The following is an 18,366-nucleotide window of genomic DNA, read 5'->3' as shown; positions in this document are numbered from 1 at the left end:
CTCCCTATTTATAACTTTTTCCAGTTGTATCAAACGGACGAACTTGCGCTTCAATCGCTTCTCTTTGTTCCTCTAAAAATGGTGGAAGTGATAATTTCTCTCCTAGCGTTTCATAGGGTTCATCACCCATAAAACCAGGTCCATCAGTTGAAATTTCTAACAAAATATGACCGATTCTTGCATACAATGCTTCAAAATAAAAACGGTCAACTAAACCAGAGTTTGGTATGCCTAGTTCTTGATATTTCTGTATCCAGTGTTCAATAGCCTCATGATCTTTCACTTTAAATGATGCATGATGAACTTCACCATATCCTTGTACGGCAACTGGTCTCTCTGAATCCTTTCTTAAAATAACTTGACCACCATTGCCACCTTCACCGACTTCAAGCAATGCTACATCTTCTTCATTCATAATTGTTCGCATTCCATATACATTTTCCAACAATTGTTTGAAATCCTCGAAGTAACTAACCGTAATTTCGATTGGTCCTAAGCCATAAATTGCTTTATCCTCTGGAACCGGACCATTCTTCCATGGTTTACCTGGTGAGACACCGCTATTGCCTTCATCAGATACTAATTGATAGTCTTGTCCATCCTCCTCTTGAAAAGGCAATACCTTCTTACCTAGCACATCTTGAATACCATCATGTTTTATACCAAATGCATCAAAACGCTTCATATAGTATGTCAATGCTTCATCACTCGGAACACGAAACGATGGTTTAGTAATCGAATTGGTACCTTTACGTCCTTGAGGAATGCCAGGAAAATCAAAGAATGTCATATCTGTACCAGCTGTCCCCTCATCATCTGCAAAAAATGTATGATACGTTTGAATATCATCTTGGTTTACTGTTTTTTTAACTAGTCTCATACCTAGAACTTCGGTAAAAAATTTATAGTTACGTTCAGCATCATCTGTAATTGCAGTTACATGATGAATACCTAATAAATCATGTTTAACCATATTAAAAACCTCCATTTATTTCGATTTAGAGATAATTTTCGTTATAAATAAAAGTGCACGATTTACACTTCAGTAGATTGTGCACTTAATTTTTTGAATGCTTGCTGAATCGTTATCAATTCTTCATCTGATAGAACTGAAAATGCTTGTTCTAACGTTGTGGCATGTTGTGGAAATATATCTGACATAAATTGTTGACCTTTGTCAGTAAGTGTGGCGTTATATACACGCTTATCTGATGGATCTTTATCACGTGTAATCCAACCTTTGTCTTCTAATTGGCTCACAACGTATGAAATACTACTACTCGCGATGAGCACCCTATCTCTAATACGTTGAATAGGTTGTGGACCTTTACTATAGAGTAATTCTAACACTGCAAATTCCGTCACGTTGAGCCCGTAATTCTTTACATCTTGTTGCACGATTTTTTCTAATGTATCTAATGCTCTATTTAGACCAATAAATGCTTTTAATGAATGTTCTGTGCGATCCATTTACTCACCACCTTTAATTTATTTCGATTTCGAGATAGATTGTACACGCGTTTCAATTAATCGTCAATATGTTAGTTCTATTATAATTTCAATATCTATTTATTTCTATCTTTTTTCAAAATGAAATAAGCATGGAAACGGTTGTTACAGGGAATACAAACATTGGAGGTGTCTCAAATGACCAATCAATTATTTATAAATAATGAATTTGTAGAGAGTAAATCTAGCGACACGATGGAAGTCATCAACCCTGCTACAGGAGAAACATTTGATACCATTACTTTCGCAACTGAGGAAGAAGTTAACGAGGCAATCGAAAAATCTAAACATGCACAACTTGAATGGGAAAAAGTACCAGCACCAACACGTGCAGAGCATGTAAAATTATTAATTCCTTTATTAGAGCAAAACAAAGATGAACTTGCCAAATTGTATGTTAAAGAACAAGGTAAAACATTAGCGCAAGCTGAAGGTGAAATCGATAAAGCTGTGCAATTTATTGATTATATGACAAGTTTAAGTATGCGTAATAAAGGCGAAGTACTACAAAATAATGTATCGAATGAAATGATTCAATTAATTAAAAAGCCAATTGGCGTAACTGCAGGTATCGTGCCATGGAATGCACCAATTATGGTCTTAATGCGTAAAGTGATTCCAGCACTTGTAACGGGATGCTCAATCGTCATTAAGCCAAGTGAAGAAACAACATTATTAACGTTAAGATTGGCTGAGCTATTCCGTGCTTCAACAATTCCAGCCGGTCTAATTCAAATTGTACCAGGCACTGGAGAAGCTGTGGGTACACAGCTTGCCACACATAAAGATGTACAACTCATTTCTTTAACAGGAAGTATGCGTGCTGGTAAAGCAGTTTATAAGAATGCAGCAGATACAGTAAAAAAAGTGAATCTTGAATTAGGTGGTAACGCACCTGTCTTAGTTACACCTCATGCTAACCTGGACAAAGCGGTGGACTACATTGTCAAAACAAGAATTAATAATGCTGGTCAAGTATGTACTTGCCCAGAGCGTATATTTGTTCACGAAGATGTTCATGATGACTTTGTAAACAAGGCTAAACAACGTATGAGCGACTTACAAGTCGGTGACCCATTAGACGATAACACTGATTATGGTGCTATTATCAATCAAACACAATTGGACAGTATTGATGACAAAGTGCAAGAAGCCGTTAAGAATGGTGCAGACTTAGTTTTAGGTGGCCATAAATTAGATCGCGCTGGTTTCTTCTATGAACCTACAATTCTTGATAATGTTAAAAAAGATGACAGTGCCTTTAAAGAGGAAATTTTTGGTCCTGTTCTAGCAATTACAACTTATAATGATTTCGATGAAGCAATTGATTCCGCAAACGATACAAATGCAGGTTTATCTTCTTATATCTTTTCAGAGAATTTAAAAGAAGTGATGGAAGCTACAGAACGTTTAAAATTCGGTGAAGTTTACGCTAATTGCGAAGCAGAAGAAGTTGTTAATGGTTACCATGCTGGTTGGAGAGAATCAGGTTTAGGTGGTGCAGATGGTATTCATGGTTTCGAAGAATACTACAATACAACGGTGAGCTATATTAGATATGAATAAATAGGTATAAAATATCCCCATCTCCTAATGAAAGGATTGGGGATATTTTTTATTGATTCAACGCTTTATCCAACGCTTTAATATTCTTTTTCATGATTGATTGGAAAGTTAAGTCTTTGTCGTTAACTTGTTCTTTAGATAGAACAGACAAATTATTAAAACTTACAGGTTCTGCATTGGTTTCATCACGAATAACATCAGTTATCTTTGAAGTGATATTTTGTTCGTAAAGGATATAAGGTTGCTTCGATTGATTGATTTGTTTAATAAGCGCAAGAATATCCTTTTGACTAGGCTCTTCGTTATTCATACCACTGACCCCTTCTTGTTGAAGGTGATAGCGCTCTGCTAAATAACCTAATGAATCATGAGAGATAGTTACTTTTTGTCTTTTAGGATTTTTAGTAATTGTTTTCAAATTATTGTCTAAATCTGTTAAATCCTGATTTAATTTCTTAAAATTTTGTTCATAATATGCTTTGTGTTGAGGATCTCTTTTAACTAAATCATTTTTTATTTTTTCTGCAAAATGCTTGTCTAAGACTGGGTCAAGCCAAACATGTGGGTCGTGACTTTCCTCTTCATGACTATGATGGTGGTCGTGATCTTCATGATCATGGTCTTCTTCAAGCAATGTATGATGATTTAAATCAGCTGCAACTGCTAATTTCATATCATCGTTGGTCATTGATTGCGTAATCGTCTTAGCCACTGGATCTAAGTCGTCACTTGAATATATAAATAAATCACTTTTAGCAATATTAATCATATCTCTTTGAGTTGGTTCATATGTATGGGTGTCTGCACCTGGAGGATAAATCGTATCCACATTGACATATTTGCCACCTATTTGTTTGGTAAAACTTTCAAATGCAAATACTGTAGTATAGATATTTATTTTATTATTAGTTGAAACATCTTTCTTTTTCGCATCCGAATATTGCCCTGTGCTACAAGCTGATAAAGCAATACTAATGCACAGGACGATAATGAGATAGCCAATCCTCTTCACACAGAACCCTCCAAAGCGTAATAAATTCGTTTTTAACTATATCTTTAATAATGTAATAATGCAATATCTATGTTTATTATATTATTTAGGATTAAATATTTAATTATAAAATGTTTTAGATTTCTTCAAAAGTGATAGATAGTAATATGACATTATTAAAGGAGTGACGTTTTATGACACAAGAAATTAAACAAGGACATCAACAATTTTATGTTGGCGAAGATGAACAAAATGCTCAAGCTGTCATTACGTTTAAACAAGTAGATAATAATGAAATCGACATTGACCATACTGGTGTCGCTGATGAATTAGGTGGACAAGGTCTAGGAAAACAATTAGTTGAAGCTGTCGTTAATTATGCACGTGAAAATAACTTAAAAATCATCGCATCTTGTCCATTTGCGAAAGACGTTCTAGAGAAAAATGATGATTATCAAGATGTTTATTTAGGATAATCTATTTCATAATCGTTGTCATACAATTTGAAGTTAACTGAAATGTTTCACAGAATTAGCTTTTAGGCTAGGATGAGGTTTTTAATCACCTTTATTACATTAGTCTAAAAGCTTTTTTGTATGCTTTTAAAGTATTAAAGCAACTGTCTTGATTAATTTAACGATTAGTAGTATATTTATTATACTTAATATAAATAATAAATAAAGATGACTTATTCATCTTAGGAGGCACTACATTATGAATGAATTTCACACTACTGAAGCAACACAAGTTACTAATATTACATTAAACGTTGAAGACTTAAATAAAATGACAAACTTCTATAAAAATATACTAGGATTTTCAATTAAAGAACAAGACTACAATCATGTCATCTTTAATGTTGGTGCTAATGGTCATACATTAACACTACAATATTTAGAAGATGGCCGCCGTCCTGGATTTAGAGAAGCTGGTTTATTCCATATCGCTTATTTACTTCCAACACGCACAGATTTAGCAAACTTTTTATTCCATGCTAGTCGTTTGAATGTGCCTGTAGGTGGTGGTGATCACCTTGTAAGTGAAGCGTTATACTTTAATGATCCAGAAGGTAACGGCATTGAAGTATATCAAGATCGTCCATCTGAAGATTGGCAATGGGATGGTAATTTTGTAAAAATGGATACACTTGCAGTAGATGCGGACGATTTAATTGCACAACGTACTGAAGAAGGTTGGAACGGTTGGCCAGCAGATGGCAAAATTGGCCATTTACATCTTAAAACACACGATATCGGACAAGCACGTGACTTTTATGTGGAACAAATAGGTTTAGAACACATTTCTAATTTCCCACAAGCTTTGTTCATGTCTACTCAAAAATACCATCATCATATCGCTGCTAATGTATGGCAATCTAACCAAGCTAGAACAGATAACGAGACTACTTATGGCTTAGTTCATTTCGATATATATAAACCAAATGCTAAAGAAGAACATATTACATCTCCTGAAGGCTTTGATATTACAGTTCACAGTGATACAAGTGTCGTTCCAGGATAGAATGATTAATATTTGGCATCGTTTATAAAACATGTCATTTTAAATAGATTGGGGGCGGGACAGAAATAATATTTTTCCAAAATTTATTTCTGTCCCGCCCCAATAACAAGTTTGTCTTGGATTAAAAAGAAGCTTGCTACAAGTGTATTTTTAATTCAGTCAACTACTGCCAATATATATTTGTAGCCTGAGACATTGATTTATGTCCCAGGCTTAATCTTAAATTTTTATTCCTCGACAAGTTTTCTATATTTTCTTACTGTATCAAAGTCACTATCTTTTGCTTTTTCATAGCCATGATGCCCATAAATATCTGTAAGTATTTTCTTACCTTTTTCAGATTTACTAATATCTAAAAAAGCATTACTGATTTTAGTTTTCCACTGTTTACTCATATCACCACGCACAGAAATCGTATCATTTGGTATCTTATCCGTGCGATAAATCGCTTTAGTGTCTTTATATATTTTGGGATAATCTTGCTTTAAATCAGCACGTGCATCTTGATATGTAGCTACAGCATCCACATCACCGTTTAACAAGGCTATCAATGCTTGATCATGCCCTTTAATTTGAGCAATTTTGATATCACTCTGATTAACATTAACTTTTTTTAAGCTTGCCATTGGATAAATATATCCCGAAGTAGATTCTGGGTCTTGTAATCCTACTTTAGCCCCTTTTAAATCTTTTAACTTATGTAAATGACTGTCTTTACGAACTACGATTTGTGAGCGATAATAATCGACTAATTTATTAGTTGTATTACCTTTATCATCTACTAAATAGCCTTTGGATTTCAACAGTACATCTGCAACACCTTTATCATGTGCGATGGTATAAGACACTGGTGAAATAAATGCAACATCCACTTTCTTTGATCTTAAAGCTTCTACCATTGCATTATAGTTAGTTGCCACATGTACTTTAACTGGAAGGCCTAATTCCTTTGACAACTGTTGCTGTAACGGTTTCACTTTAGCGTTCAACGTTTTTGAATTTTGGGATGGTACAAATCCTACTTTTAATTCTTTTGGTTCATGGTCATTCGAATGTTTCTCATCATGTTTAGAACAACCACTCAGGGTGAGTACTAATATTATAAAACTAATTAATATTACTTGTAATTTTTTCATCATTTTTCCCTTTGCAAAATATAGATTTTAAAGACTTAAATTGTATTATAACTTATTTAATTTAAAAAAGTCTCAATCTATCAATTTCTAAATAAAACTTCTACAATATATAATTTGTAACTATATCATATGCGCTTATCTTTTAAACTCATAAAAAGAGCTATCTGCAAAGTCTCGGCTTTGCAGATAGCTCACATTCAATTTAAATGATATTCATTTTTTATTTATAAACTAGCTATCTTAGTATAATCCTTTTGTTTGATTGCTAGTATCAATGAAGATATTTTTAACTTGTTGATAGTTTTTAATAGCGTCTTTATAAATTTCACGACCGATACCAGATTTTTTATATCCACCGAATGGCGCACCAGCTGGGAATTGGTTATAAGTGTTAATCCAAATACGACCAGTTCTCATTGCTTTAGCAACATTTAATGCACGGTTAATATTAGTAGTAAAGATACCACCAGCTAAGCCGTATTCTGAATCATTCGCAATTTTAATTGCTTCAGCTTCATCTTCAAATTTTTCTACTACTACAACTGGTCCGAAAATTTCTTCTTGTGCTAATTGATGACTATTATCTTTAATTTCGATGATTGTGGGCTCGAAGAAGTATCCTTTGTCACGTCCATTATCTGTTAAGCGATGACCACCTGTTAAGATATTAGCATTTGAATCTTCTTCAGCAATTTTTACGTAGCTTTCAATTTTTTCAAGTTGTTCTGGGCCAGTTTGAGCACTCATTTTAACGTCTTCATCAAATGGGTCGCCCACTTTGATATTTTCGAAAGCTTCTTTTAATTTAGGCATTACTTTATCATAGATTGAAGATTGTACTAATAAACGTGAACCAGCACTACATACTTCACCTTGGTTGAATAAAATACCTAATTGTGCACCTTCAACAACTTGATCTAAGTTTGCATCGTCAAAGATGATATTAGCACTTTTACCACCTAGTTCTAATGTAGTTGGAACGATACGTTCAGCACCTGCTTTCGCAACGCCGTAACCAACGTCTGTTGATCCTGTAAATGATAATTTGTTTACACCTTCATGATTGAAGATTGCATCACCTGATTCTGAACCTTTACCAGTTAATACATTTACGACACCTTTAGGTAATACTTCTTGGAAGATCTTCGCAAGTTCAATTAATGATAATGGTGTAGAAGAAGATGGCTGAATTACAATTGTATTACCCGCAGCTAATGCTGGTGCTAATTTCCATGACGCTAATAAAATTGGGAAGTTCCATGCAACTACAGCACCAACAACACCTACTGGTTCATTGACAACTAAACTCATTGTATTCTCATCAATTTCATTGACTGAACCTTCGTCTGTTGTTAATACACTCGCAAAATATTTAAATTGATTTGCTGTTAATGGCACATCAATTGTTGACGTTTCTCGATAAGGCTTGCCATTTTGTAACGATTCAATTGTCGCGAAGTGTTCCACTTTTTCATGAATTCGACGACTAATTTCTAATAAATAGTCCGCACGTTCTTCTTTAGATGTTTTACTCCAACTGTCAAAAGCATCTTGCGCAGCTTGTACTGCTTTATCAACATCAGATTTACTTGCTTTAGCTACTTTAGCTAAATCTTCACTATTCGCAGGATTAGTTACAGTTAATGTGTCTCCACTTTCGCTTGCTTGAAATTCACCGTTGATAAATAAACCGTACTGTTCCTCTATGAAATCTCTAACGTTTACTTTTGCCATTTTTCATCATCCCTTTATATAAATTTATGAAAAACCTTATGTGCGTTGTGTTTACAGCGAAATGTAAGCGTTTACTTAAAACTACTATTATTTTACCTTATTTACATTTTTAAATACACTAACTTGCTTTTAATATTTTTCCGTGTATTAAGCTCTTTAAACATCATTAATTCTAGTTATAGAATCTATCACTTATGGATAATATAAAAGAGAGTCTTTGCTCTCCTTTTTGATTCTATATTAAATCCATTCAATAACATCTTCAGCGGGTTGACGAACTTTATCTTTTGGTTCTTCTTTTCGATAACCAAATGCAACCATAACAGATGGTGCGAAATGTTCTGTATCGATAACATTTTCTTCAGCTAAGATTTCAGTAACTTTATCTAAATCAAATCCTTCCATAGGACATGAATCAATTCCTAATAATGCTGCAGTGGTCATCATGTTAGCTAATGAAATGTAAGTTTGTTTACTTGCCCAGTCTAATAATGTTCGCTCAGTATCGTTAATATGGAAATTCGTTTGGAAATTATTAAATTTATCTTCAACTGCTGGAATCGTACTTTCTTCGTATTTTTTAATATCTCGAATTATATGTTGTACGTATTCTGAATCTGCAGTGACATTTTTGCGTGCAAGAATAATAACGAAACGACTTGCTGTATTTAATTGCTTTTGTGCTCCCCAACTATATGGTTTTAATTTTTCTTTTAAATCTTCATTCTCAATAACAACAAAACGCCAAGGTTCCAATCCCAGTGAACTAGGTGATAAACGACCTGTTTCTAATATTGTGTGGAAGTCTGAGTCACTGACTTTCTTTTTAGGATCAAATTCCTTTGTTGCATGTCTAAAATTAAAAGCATTGATTATTGTCTCTTGCATTGAACTCATGAAATATATCCTCCTTAGATAGTACTAATTTGATTATAAAGTACATTTCCTTTAGCCTAAAGTTATACGCTTACAAAAGTTATCATTAAAAAATAAATGTAAATTTACTATTTTTATGTGATTTTTTAACAATCGAAAAATAAATTTCGTATTTCCTATTGATTTGTGAATAAATTCACAATATAATGTATTTGTAAGTTAAGTAATAGAGATGTTTCAAATCATTATTCCTATTAATATTCACATTTCTATAGACAACTTAAGAAAACTTATTTATTAATTATAAATTCATACAAAATGAAGTGAGGTTATTAAAATGACAAAAATTATGTTTTATGGAACTCGTGATTACGAGAAAAATGACGCTTTAAACTGGGGTAAAGCGAACAATGTTGAAGTTGTTACAACTGAAGAAATTTTAAGTGAAGACACAGTTGATTTAGCTAAAGGTTTCGATGGTGTTACTACAATGCAATTTGGTAAATTAGCAGACTCTGTTTATCCTAAACTTGAAGAATATGGTATTAAACAAATTGCTCAACGTACTGCTGGTTTCGACATGTACGATTTAGAGTTAGCTAAAAAACATGGCATTATCATTTCAAATGTACCTAGTTATTCACCAGAAACTATTGCTGAATATTCAGTTTCTATCGCTTTACAATTAGTTCGTCGCTTCCCTGCGATTGAAAAACGTGTTCAAGAACATAATTTCAAATGGGCTGCACCTATCATGTCTACACCTGTTAAAAACATGACTGTTGCAATTATCGGTACAGGTCGTATTGGTGCTGCAACTGGTAAAATTTATGCTGGTTTTGGTGCAAAAGTAGTAGGCTATGATGCATATCCAAACAACTCATTAGATTTCTTAGAATATAAAGATTCAGTTGAAGAAGCAATTGCCGATGCTGATATCATTTCTTTACATGTACCTGCTAACAAAGAAAGCTTCCACTTATTCAATGCTGACATGTTTAGCAAAGTGAAAAAAGGCGCTGTATTAGTAAACGCAGCTCGTGGTGCTGTTATTGATACACCAGCTTTAATTAATGCTGTAAATGATGGTACTTTATATGGTGCTGCCATTGACACATATGAAAATGAAGCTGATTACTTCACATATGACTGGACAGGTAAAGAGATCGAAGATGAAACGTTATTAGAATTAATTAAACATGAAAACATTTTGGTCACTCCACATATCGCATTCTTCTCTGATGAAGCTGTGAGAAATTTAGTTGAAGGCGGATTAAACGCAGCATTATCAGTTATTAATACTGGTAAATGTGAAACTCAATTAAACTAAGATATGTGTTTAATAATTAAAAAGGAGAATTCTCAAAATTGAGAGTTCTCCTTTTTTAAGCTATTTCAATACTTCTTGCTCGATAATCTGTAATACCCCTTGCTCATCATTACTTGGAGCAACTGCCTTGGCAACTTCAAATAGTGTTTCATCATGACTATTAGCCATTACATAACTGTGCTCGGCTAATTCAAGCATGTCCTTATCATTGTTAGCATCTCCAAATGCCATCAAATCAGAAGCAGACATATGCCACTCATCCAATAAACGTTGAAGTGCTTGCCCTTTTGTCATATTAGGCATAATAATATCAATACTATCATGTCCACTCGATACGAGTTTAATAGTATTGTTAAACTTTTCCTCTAAATCAGTATCAAGTGTTGAATGCATATCTCGATTAATATTTAACGCAATCTTGACATATTCATCATCCGGTAATGGTTGAAAAGAATCAATTTCCTCCAACTGATGATAGTAGAAATGCGCATCTTCCTTAAATGCTTCACTCGTGTCTTTCAATATATAGGCACTCTTTAATCCGCAAACAATAAATTCTTTAATATTTCTATCAATATTTAAATAATCAACAACTTCTTTGTAGTCTGTTTGATTGAAGCTACGATAATTATATAAATCTTCACCTCTGTAAATAACTGCACCATTTTCAGAAATAAAGAACATATCTCTTTCTCCGAATATAGATTGTAATTTAGCAAATTGATTTCCACTTGCAGCAATGAATTCTATATTGCGTTCTTTCAATGCTTTAAATATCTTCTCAAAACGGTCTTTATCATAATTCTTCTTAGAATCTAAAAATGTACCATCCATATCTACTGCAATAGCTTTAACCATGTGCAATCCCCCTAGTCCGTTGTATTCACATTTATTATATATGTCATCTAATTAGGGTTGAAGTTCACACTAACATGATGAAACTATATTCACATTCTGGAATTAAATACAATTAATAAAAATAGCATGATTATTTCTAATGCTAAATTTAAAGGAGTGACACAAGATCTACATGGGATGTCTTGTATCACTCCTAATGACTTAGCATTTATGTTTTATGTAACGATTGGTGTTTATTATTTATTTAACTTGTTTCGCCACAAAGATTTTACGTTTTTCCCAAATACCGGTTTGCTCATTGTAATCGTCACAAGTAATTAATGTTAATTGATTCTTTTCACCTTTGTGTTCGTCCAATACTTCAACTTCGTCTGGATTAACATCACGTATACTAGTCATTTTATATTCGCGTGTTTCTTTTCCTATCTTGAAGTATACTTTGCTACCTTTTTTAGCTGCTTTTAAGTTTGTGAATTGGTAATGTGGTCTATCGGTAAATGTATGACCTGCAATTGATATATTTTGATCACTTAGCGATTCATCTTTCTCAGCGAAACTTACACCACGATTTAACTGTTCTGGTGTCGCTGGTCCAGGATACACGGGTTCTTTAATCTCTGCATCTGGCACTGATATATACCCTGCCATTTTAGTTTTATCCTTAGGAATGGTTGGTGTTTGTTTATTGCTAGACTTATCCTGTTTATCATATTGTTCTATTTTGTTGTCGTTATCTTTTTCATGTAAATAATTATCGATATGTGGTTTAGCAAATAGATACACTGCTACTAAGATGAGTATGACACCAAGTATCGTCATCAATCGATTAATCCAATTCTTCATTATGTATTACTCCTTTAACGTGACTTTCTTAGGTCATAGTATATCATGTTTATTTCGTAAGTTTAATTTAATTTATCGTGTCATATTTAATTACATATAGTTGCAACAATTGAAATCTCGTTTTAAACTGATACAAACTTAGAAAAGTAGGTGCCATAATGATTAGAGAAGCAAAAATTGAAGATTTACCGGCAATACTATCAATCTATAATGATGCAATATTGCATACTACAGCTGTTTACACATACGATATTCAAACTTTAGATGAACGTAAAGCTTGGTTCGACATGAAGAATAAAGCAAATGAACCTATATTTGTATTTGAACAAGCTGGCAAGGCTGTTGGTTTTGCAACTTACGGTCAATTTAGAAACTGGCCGGCTTACTTATATTCTATTGAACATTCGATTTACGTAGATAAATCAAATCGAGGCAAAGGCATTGCTTCTCAATTATTACAACATCTTATTGAAGATGCCAGAACTAGAAATTATCGTACTATTGTAGCTGGTATCGATGCTTCCAATGATAGCAGCATCAAATTACATGAAAAGTTTAACTTCAAACATGCAGGTACCATTCAAAATGTTGGCTACAAATTTGATAGCTGGTTAGATCTTGCTTTTTACCAATATGATTTGCATGACAAATAAAAAAAGTAAGTGAGCCCCTTTTACTCACTTACTTTTCTTTTATCGTCTTTTTCAAAAAAGTCTTCCTTCTCATGAAAGAATTCTTTCTTAAATAAAGTTTCTATTTGTTTCCTCTTTTTCTCCGCAATTACAAAACCCACATAATAAAACAGGAATACAATAATCATACTTAGTGACATCGATTGTAATAAGAGATTCTCCCATGTTCCCTCAACTGTCCATAACTGTGTAATGGTTGTGTTAGTCACGAATATAAAAAAGATGATACATAACCTTAGCATATCATCATCCCCTTTTCGGCTATTTTAAACGTATTAGTGAAATTTTGCAATAACTTTTTTAAATTTTCTGATAAATAAATGGAAGTAGAACATATCTGATGTTTTCTCAAAGTTTATTTCGTTTTAACCCCAGCTATCTTAGCTTGTAGAATTTCTTTATGAATTTCTCTTTGCTGGGGCCCCAAACCCCAGCTTGCTTAGCTTGTAGAATTTCTTTATAAAATTCTCTTTGCTGGGGCCCCAAACCCCAACTTGCTTAGCTTGTAGAATTTCTTTATAAAATTCTCTTTGCTGGGGCCCCAAACCCCAGCTTGCTTAGCTTGTAGAATTTCTTTATGAATTTCTCTTTGCTGGGGCCCCGACTAGATTTAAAAATACTTGATTCAAGTGCATTTTCAAACCAGATAGCTACTGCCAAAATGATAAATCTGTCATAAGTATTAAAAAAGCCATTCTTAAATGTCATATTGACATTCAAGAATGGCTTCTAATTTCAATTATATTATGAAAAGCTATTAACTTCAGCTTCACCAAAGATTTTACGTTTAATTGCTTCTCCTGTTGGTGTACCTGCTAAACCACCAAGTCCTGTTTCTCTTAATTCAGCTGGTAAGCCACGTCCTACTTTATCCATAGCTTCAATAACTTCATCTACTGGAATTCTACTTTCAACACCAGCTAATGCTAAGTCTGCAGAAATTAATGCATTACCAGAACCAATTGCATTACGCATTACACATGGAATCTCTACTAAACCTGCTACTGGGTCACAAACTAGACCAAGTAAATTACTAATCGCTAATGCCATAGCGTGTCCAGATGCTTCCGGTTCGCCACCGAAGATTGATACTGCAGCTGCTGCTGCCATTGCTGAAGCTGAACCTACTTCTGCTTGGCAACCTCCTGTAGCACCTGCAACACTTGCATTGTTAGCAACAACGCGACCAAATAATGATGAAACGAATAAGAAATCAATCATTTGTTCTTCTGTAAGGTCATGTGTTTTTTCTAATTTAAATAATACGCCCGGAATCGTTCCGGAGGATCCAGCTGTTGGAGTTGCACAAATGATACCCATAGCTGCGTTTACTTCATTAGTAGCAACCGCACCTTTAACTGCTTCAACCATTTCATGTCCTGATAAGGCATGATTATTCTCGTTATATTTAGCAAGTTTAATGGCATCTTGGCCAGTATAACCTGTTACACTTTTAACACCTTCGCCAGTTGATCCTTTAATTACGGCATCTCTCATGACGTCTAAATTTTGTTTCATTGTTTCTCTAACTTCGTCACGCGTCTTGCCTGAAAGTTCCATCTCTTCTTGAATCATAATATCTGCAAAAGACATTTTATTTTCGACTGCGTAGTCTATAGTTTCTCTAATTGAATCAAACATCTTTAATCCCCCTCTATTTAATATAGGATATATTTAAGTGACTATATTTTTCTTTAATTTGATCTAACGTTGATTCAGATAATGCTTTGTTTAGTGGTAATACTGCTAAACTAAAATTATCGCCCGTTTGTGTCATTTCCTCTTTAATGTCTGCACCAAGTTCATTCACATCATTGATAAAGTGATTAACTTCTGATTTATTTGCCGCTCCATCCATTTCTAAGATAGGTAAACCATAGTTAAAATCAATGTCTAGTCCTTCTACACTGATGCGTTTTAATTTAATCGTACCGCCACCAATTGAGTTACCAATTACTTCGATGTGACGACCATTTCCTTCTGCAACAAGATACGCACAGTTAGGATGCTCACCAATACTGTCGCCTTCTTCTTCGATAATATTTACTTCAATGTTTTGATCTTTAGCGATTGCTAATGAACTCTTAATACGACTATCGAATGTGCTATAGCCCATTGCACCACCAACGATAGCTAAATCTGTACCGTGTCCTTGATGAGTTTGAGCAAAGGATTCGTAATAATGAATTGTTAATTTATCTGGCTGCATACCACCTAATACTGCATAAGCAGCGTTGCCAATTTTAACTGCACCTGCTGTATGAGAACTTGAAGGTCCCATCATTACAGGGCCAATAATATCAAATGCACTTTGATAATCGTAGCTTTTTTTAGTAGCCATAATTAAACACTCTCCTTAGGTTGTTTCTGTTTGCTAGGCAATTTTATGCTCATATTCATTAGGTTGAATTTTTTAATTAACGTACTGAAGATAAATGCTAATACCACACTTACAACTGCAACGACGATGATTGTAATTATTGATTTTGTAGCATCGTTAAATCCGAATAAGACGATTGCACCTGCAATTGGTGTTGCCATACCTTTAACACCGATTACGAGTCCGCTGAATGTAACGATACAAGCGTTTACAACACCGATAATTGCGTTCGTACCATATAATTGTAGAGGGTATTTTGCGATTAAATCGATTTGTGTTAATGGTTCAACAAATACTGCGAATGCTTTTGATTTACTTCCGCCAATATTAAGTCTGCTAAATAATACATAGTTAACAAATGATGAACCAGTACATGTTAAAGCACCGATAGCCATTGGTATACCAGTTAGTCCTAATAAGCTAGTTAATACCATTGAACTTAGTGGTGTCATACCCGTTACTGGAATTACTAATCCTAAAATAATTGCTAATGCGTATGGATTGCTGTCTCCTACTGATGTAACTGCACCACCGATTTGAGTTAATACAGCCATAACCCCTGGGCTAATAACTGTAGCTAAGCCAAATACAAGTGCTGGAGCAATTAAAATCACAGCAATTAAGTCCAACCCTTCTGGGACTTTTTTCTCGATAAATTTAATACCGAATGAAATAATATACGCTGCTATAAATGCTGGTAATAATTTAAAGTCGTGTAATACTAGTCCTATGATTACTGCAAAAACAGGTGAGATGCCCATTTTCAAGCCAGTTAAGATACCTACTGCAACACCTGCAAGGCTTCCTGCCAAATCTCCTATTGTTTGTAAAAACTCGATATGGAATACGCCACCAATAGCGTAACTTAGGAATGCTTGTGGTAAGAAAGTTGCACAAGCAGCTCCTGATAAAGCTTGTAGTCCTTGTTTACCGTATGGCGCAAAGTTTAAGAATAGCGTCATAACGATAAGCACTAATACGAGTGTTCCTACTCCTAAAATGATATTCATTCCCCAAAACCTCTTTCTATTTATTTAACTACCATAGTCATACTACAACGTGAAGAAAACGATTTCAAGACATATTCAATGACAATAAAATAAAATTGTGAAATAAATCACATTTAGAAACTTTTTGAGGTTAAAATATTTTTAGTTTTAAATTTTTTGAAAAGAAATAAATAATATGTGTTATTTTACACTAATAAAAGCTACTTTGTAAACCTTTTCAACAGCGTATTTATTATTTGAAATTTCGGGTAAATTGTATACATTTCTTTGTTGATATTTTCACTTTAACGTGACAACTAACCTTTACATAACAAAGTGCTCACATTTGAAATTGTTGCAAAATTAAAATGATTTAGTTTTTAACATAATAAACTGGAACAACCATTGCTGCTCCAGTTTATTATCATTGAATTAATCTTCAATTTTTAATAATGCTTCAGTTAATTGATGCGTATGACGATAAATATCTTTATATACTTTATAATATGCTTCATATTGTGCGTGTCTTTTAGCGTCTGGTTCAAATGTTTGAGCAATATCTATAAACTTATCTACACATTCATCGAAACTTTCGAACCATTGCAGTCCATATGCTGCAATCATCGCAGCGCCCATACTAGGACCCTCTTCGTGTTTTAACTTTCTTATTGTAGCATTAAAGATATCTGCTTGCATCTGCAACCAAAATGAACTTTTCGCACCTCCACCAATTGAAGTAATATGCGTAATCTCTTTACCAGCTTCTCGCATTAATTGTATAGAGTCATATAAAGAGAAGGTAATACCCTCTAATACTGCTCTAGCAAAATCTGCCTTATTATGGCTACCACTAATACCAATAAAACTGCCTCTTATAAAAGCATCTCCATGTGGAGTACGTTCGCCTGATAAATAAGGTGCGAATAATAAGTGGTTAGAACCAATTGTTGAGATACTTGCTTGTTTAACGATATCGTCAAAGCTTTCATGTTCAAAGAACGTTTGTTTAAGCCAATTTAAACTGTAACCTGCTGCTAAGGTTACGCCCATAGCATAGAATGTTTGTGGAACGCTATGATCAAAGAAATGTATGTTGTTCTTGTATTCAGTGTAGCCTTCGCTTTCAACATTGAGTACGACACCTGATGTCCCGATACTACAAAGCGTATCGTTACCATTAATGATTCCTGCACCAATGGCACCACATGCGTTATCTCCACCACCAGCATAAACCTTTACAGGAGCTTTGAAACCAAGCTCTTGTTCTAATTCTGAACGAACTACTCCAACTTCCTCTGTTGAACGTACTAAAGGTGGATAAATATCTCCGATGTCTAATCGTTCACCTACATCTCTAGTCCAATCATGTGTTTTTGGACTTAATAGTAATGTGCTGGCTGCATCAGAATATTCCATGTGAATATGACCTGTTAAACAATAGCGTACGTAATCCTTAGGCAATACGAAGACACTTACTTGTTCCCAAAGTGATGGCTCATTTTGTTTCATCCAAAGCATTTTTGGAAGTGTGAATCCTTCAAGAATAGGATTGCCATTCAATCTTTCACCATATACTTCTTTGATTTGCGCACATTGTTCAGAGTTACGGGTATCATTCCATAGAATGGCATGACGTACAGGTTTATGTTCGCTATTCAATGGCACCAAACCATGCATTTGTCCTGAGAACGAGATCCCTTTGACAGTATAATTCGCCATTATAGGCACTTCATTAATATATTTAATACCTTTCTTAACCACTTTAAACCATTCTTCAGGATCTTGCTCACTATAACCGGCACGATCTTGTATCAATGTTAAAGGTTCACTCGTTGAAGCAATTACTTCTCCTTGTCGATTAACAGCTATTATTTTAACTGCACTCGTACCTAAGTCTATTCCTAATACTACATCTTCCATAACCATTCCACCTTGTCCATC

At 34.1% G+C, this 18,366-nt stretch carries 17 protein-coding genes and 1 pseudogene; 5 read left to right on the top strand and 13 right to left on the bottom strand.

The window, feature by feature from the left end:
• Window positions 1-4: 4 nt before the first annotated feature.
• Complete coding sequence (gene mhqE / locus BB045_RS05350) at window positions 5-973, bottom strand: ring-cleaving dioxygenase MhqE (protein ID WP_075140576.1); 969 nt, start codon at window positions 971-973, stop codon at window positions 5-7.
• Window positions 974-1,035: 62 nt separating this feature from the next.
• Complete coding sequence (gene mhqR / locus BB045_RS05345) at window positions 1,036-1,470, bottom strand: MarR family transcriptional regulator MhqR (RefSeq protein ID WP_037550309.1); 435 nt, start codon at window positions 1,468-1,470, stop codon at window positions 1,036-1,038.
• Between the two features lie 177 nt (window positions 1,471-1,647).
• Here mhqR and aldA point away from each other — a divergent pair, with 177 nt between their 5' ends.
• The gene (aldA, locus tag BB045_RS05340; RefSeq protein WP_070632503.1) at window positions 1,648-3,075 is read left to right on the top strand and encodes an aldehyde dehydrogenase; all 1,428 of its coding nucleotides are present in this window, start codon (window positions 1,648-1,650) and stop codon (window positions 3,073-3,075) included.
• Between the two features lie 49 nt (window positions 3,076-3,124).
• Here the strand turns inward: aldA and BB045_RS05335 are convergent, their stop codons facing one another.
• Complete coding sequence (locus BB045_RS05335; RefSeq protein WP_070632506.1) at window positions 3,125-4,087, bottom strand: metal ABC transporter solute-binding protein, Zn/Mn family; 963 nt, start codon at window positions 4,085-4,087, stop codon at window positions 3,125-3,127.
• 173 nt (window positions 4,088-4,260) lie between these two features.
• Between BB045_RS05335 and BB045_RS05330 the strand changes: the two genes are divergently transcribed.
• Both BB045_RS05330 and BB045_RS05325 read left to right on the top strand, forming a co-directional pair.
• Window positions 4,261-4,542, top strand: a complete 282-nt coding sequence (locus BB045_RS05330; RefSeq protein WP_037550318.1) for a GNAT family N-acetyltransferase — start codon at window positions 4,261-4,263, stop codon at window positions 4,540-4,542.
• A 238-nt stretch (window positions 4,543-4,780) separates the two neighbouring features.
• Window positions 4,781-5,587 carry a VOC family protein gene (locus BB045_RS05325; RefSeq protein ID WP_070632513.1) on the top strand — a complete coding sequence of 269 codons (807 nt, stop codon included), beginning with the start codon at window positions 4,781-4,783 and terminating at the stop codon, window positions 5,585-5,587.
• Window positions 5,588-5,814: 227 nt separating this feature from the next.
• Here BB045_RS05325 and BB045_RS05320 read toward each other — a convergent pair whose 3' ends face one another.
• The 3 genes from BB045_RS05320 to BB045_RS05310 form a co-directional block, all read right to left on the bottom strand.
• Window positions 5,815-6,723 (bottom strand): phosphate/phosphite/phosphonate ABC transporter substrate-binding protein, encoded by a 909-nt coding sequence (locus tag BB045_RS05320; RefSeq protein WP_070632516.1) that lies wholly within the window; start codon window positions 6,721-6,723, stop codon window positions 5,815-5,817.
• A gap of 240 nt (window positions 6,724-6,963) precedes the next feature.
• The gene (locus BB045_RS05315) at window positions 6,964-8,457 is read right to left on the bottom strand and encodes an aldehyde dehydrogenase family protein (protein WP_037550324.1); all 1,494 of its coding nucleotides are present in this window, start codon (window positions 8,455-8,457) and stop codon (window positions 6,964-6,966) included.
• A gap of 240 nt (window positions 8,458-8,697) precedes the next feature.
• Complete coding sequence (locus BB045_RS05310; protein WP_070632519.1) at window positions 8,698-9,354, bottom strand: NAD(P)H-dependent oxidoreductase; 657 nt, start codon at window positions 9,352-9,354, stop codon at window positions 8,698-8,700.
• Between the two features lie 316 nt (window positions 9,355-9,670).
• Between BB045_RS05310 and BB045_RS05305 the strand changes: the two genes are divergently transcribed.
• The gene (locus BB045_RS05305; RefSeq protein ID WP_053025328.1) at window positions 9,671-10,663 is read left to right on the top strand and encodes a D-lactate dehydrogenase; all 993 of its coding nucleotides are present in this window, start codon (window positions 9,671-9,673) and stop codon (window positions 10,661-10,663) included.
• Between the two features lie 60 nt (window positions 10,664-10,723).
• Here the strand turns inward: BB045_RS05305 and BB045_RS05300 are convergent, their stop codons facing one another.
• Together BB045_RS05300 and srtA are read right to left on the bottom strand one after the other, a co-directional pair.
• Window positions 10,724-11,521: a Cof-type HAD-IIB family hydrolase gene (locus tag BB045_RS05300; protein WP_070632521.1), complete on the bottom strand. Its 798-nt coding sequence runs from the start codon at window positions 11,519-11,521 to the stop codon at window positions 10,724-10,726.
• A 240-nt stretch (window positions 11,522-11,761) separates the two neighbouring features.
• Window positions 11,762-12,364 carry a class A sortase SrtA gene (gene srtA, locus BB045_RS05295; RefSeq protein WP_053025326.1) on the bottom strand — a complete coding sequence of 201 codons (603 nt, stop codon included), beginning with the start codon at window positions 12,362-12,364 and terminating at the stop codon, window positions 11,762-11,764.
• A gap of 158 nt (window positions 12,365-12,522) precedes the next feature.
• Here srtA and BB045_RS05290 point away from each other — a divergent pair, with 158 nt between their 5' ends.
• On the top strand, window positions 12,523-13,017 hold the full coding sequence (locus BB045_RS05290) for a GNAT family N-acetyltransferase (RefSeq protein WP_070632524.1): 495 nt from the start codon (window positions 12,523-12,525) through the stop codon (window positions 13,015-13,017).
• Window positions 13,018-13,130: 113 nt separating this feature from the next.
• Here the strand turns inward: BB045_RS05290 and BB045_RS12400 are convergent.
• From BB045_RS12400 to xylB, 5 genes and pseudogenes are all read right to left on the bottom strand, one after another.
• Window positions 13,131-13,298, bottom strand: a pseudogene (locus BB045_RS12400) (hypothetical protein); the annotation flags it as partial.
• A 502-nt stretch (window positions 13,299-13,800) separates the two neighbouring features.
• Window positions 13,801-14,697 carry an L-serine ammonia-lyase, iron-sulfur-dependent, subunit alpha gene (gene sdaAA, locus BB045_RS05275; protein ID WP_011274864.1) on the bottom strand — a complete coding sequence of 299 codons (897 nt, stop codon included), beginning with the start codon at window positions 14,695-14,697 and terminating at the stop codon, window positions 13,801-13,803.
• Between the two features lie 13 nt (window positions 14,698-14,710).
• Window positions 14,711-15,397, bottom strand: coding sequence for a serine dehydratase beta chain (locus BB045_RS05270; RefSeq protein WP_011274863.1), 687 nt, complete (start codon window positions 15,395-15,397; stop codon window positions 14,711-14,713).
• Between the two features lie 2 nt (window positions 15,398-15,399).
• Window positions 15,400-16,446 carry a PTS sugar transporter subunit IIC gene (locus BB045_RS05265; protein WP_016930797.1) on the bottom strand — a complete coding sequence of 349 codons (1,047 nt, stop codon included), beginning with the start codon at window positions 16,444-16,446 and terminating at the stop codon, window positions 15,400-15,402.
• Between the two features lie 411 nt (window positions 16,447-16,857).
• Window positions 16,858-18,345: a xylulokinase gene (gene xylB, locus BB045_RS05260; protein ID WP_075140575.1), complete on the bottom strand. Its 1,488-nt coding sequence runs from the start codon at window positions 18,343-18,345 to the stop codon at window positions 16,858-16,860.
• Between the last annotated feature and the right edge of the window lie 21 nt (window positions 18,346-18,366).

The sequence above is a fragment of the Staphylococcus sp. MB377 genome (assembly GCF_001922505.1).
Lineage (GTDB): Bacteria > Bacillota > Bacilli > Staphylococcales > Staphylococcaceae > Staphylococcus > Staphylococcus haemolyticus.
The sequence above is the reverse complement of the archived record's forward strand: the minus strand, read 5'-3'. Positions and strand labels throughout refer to the sequence as shown.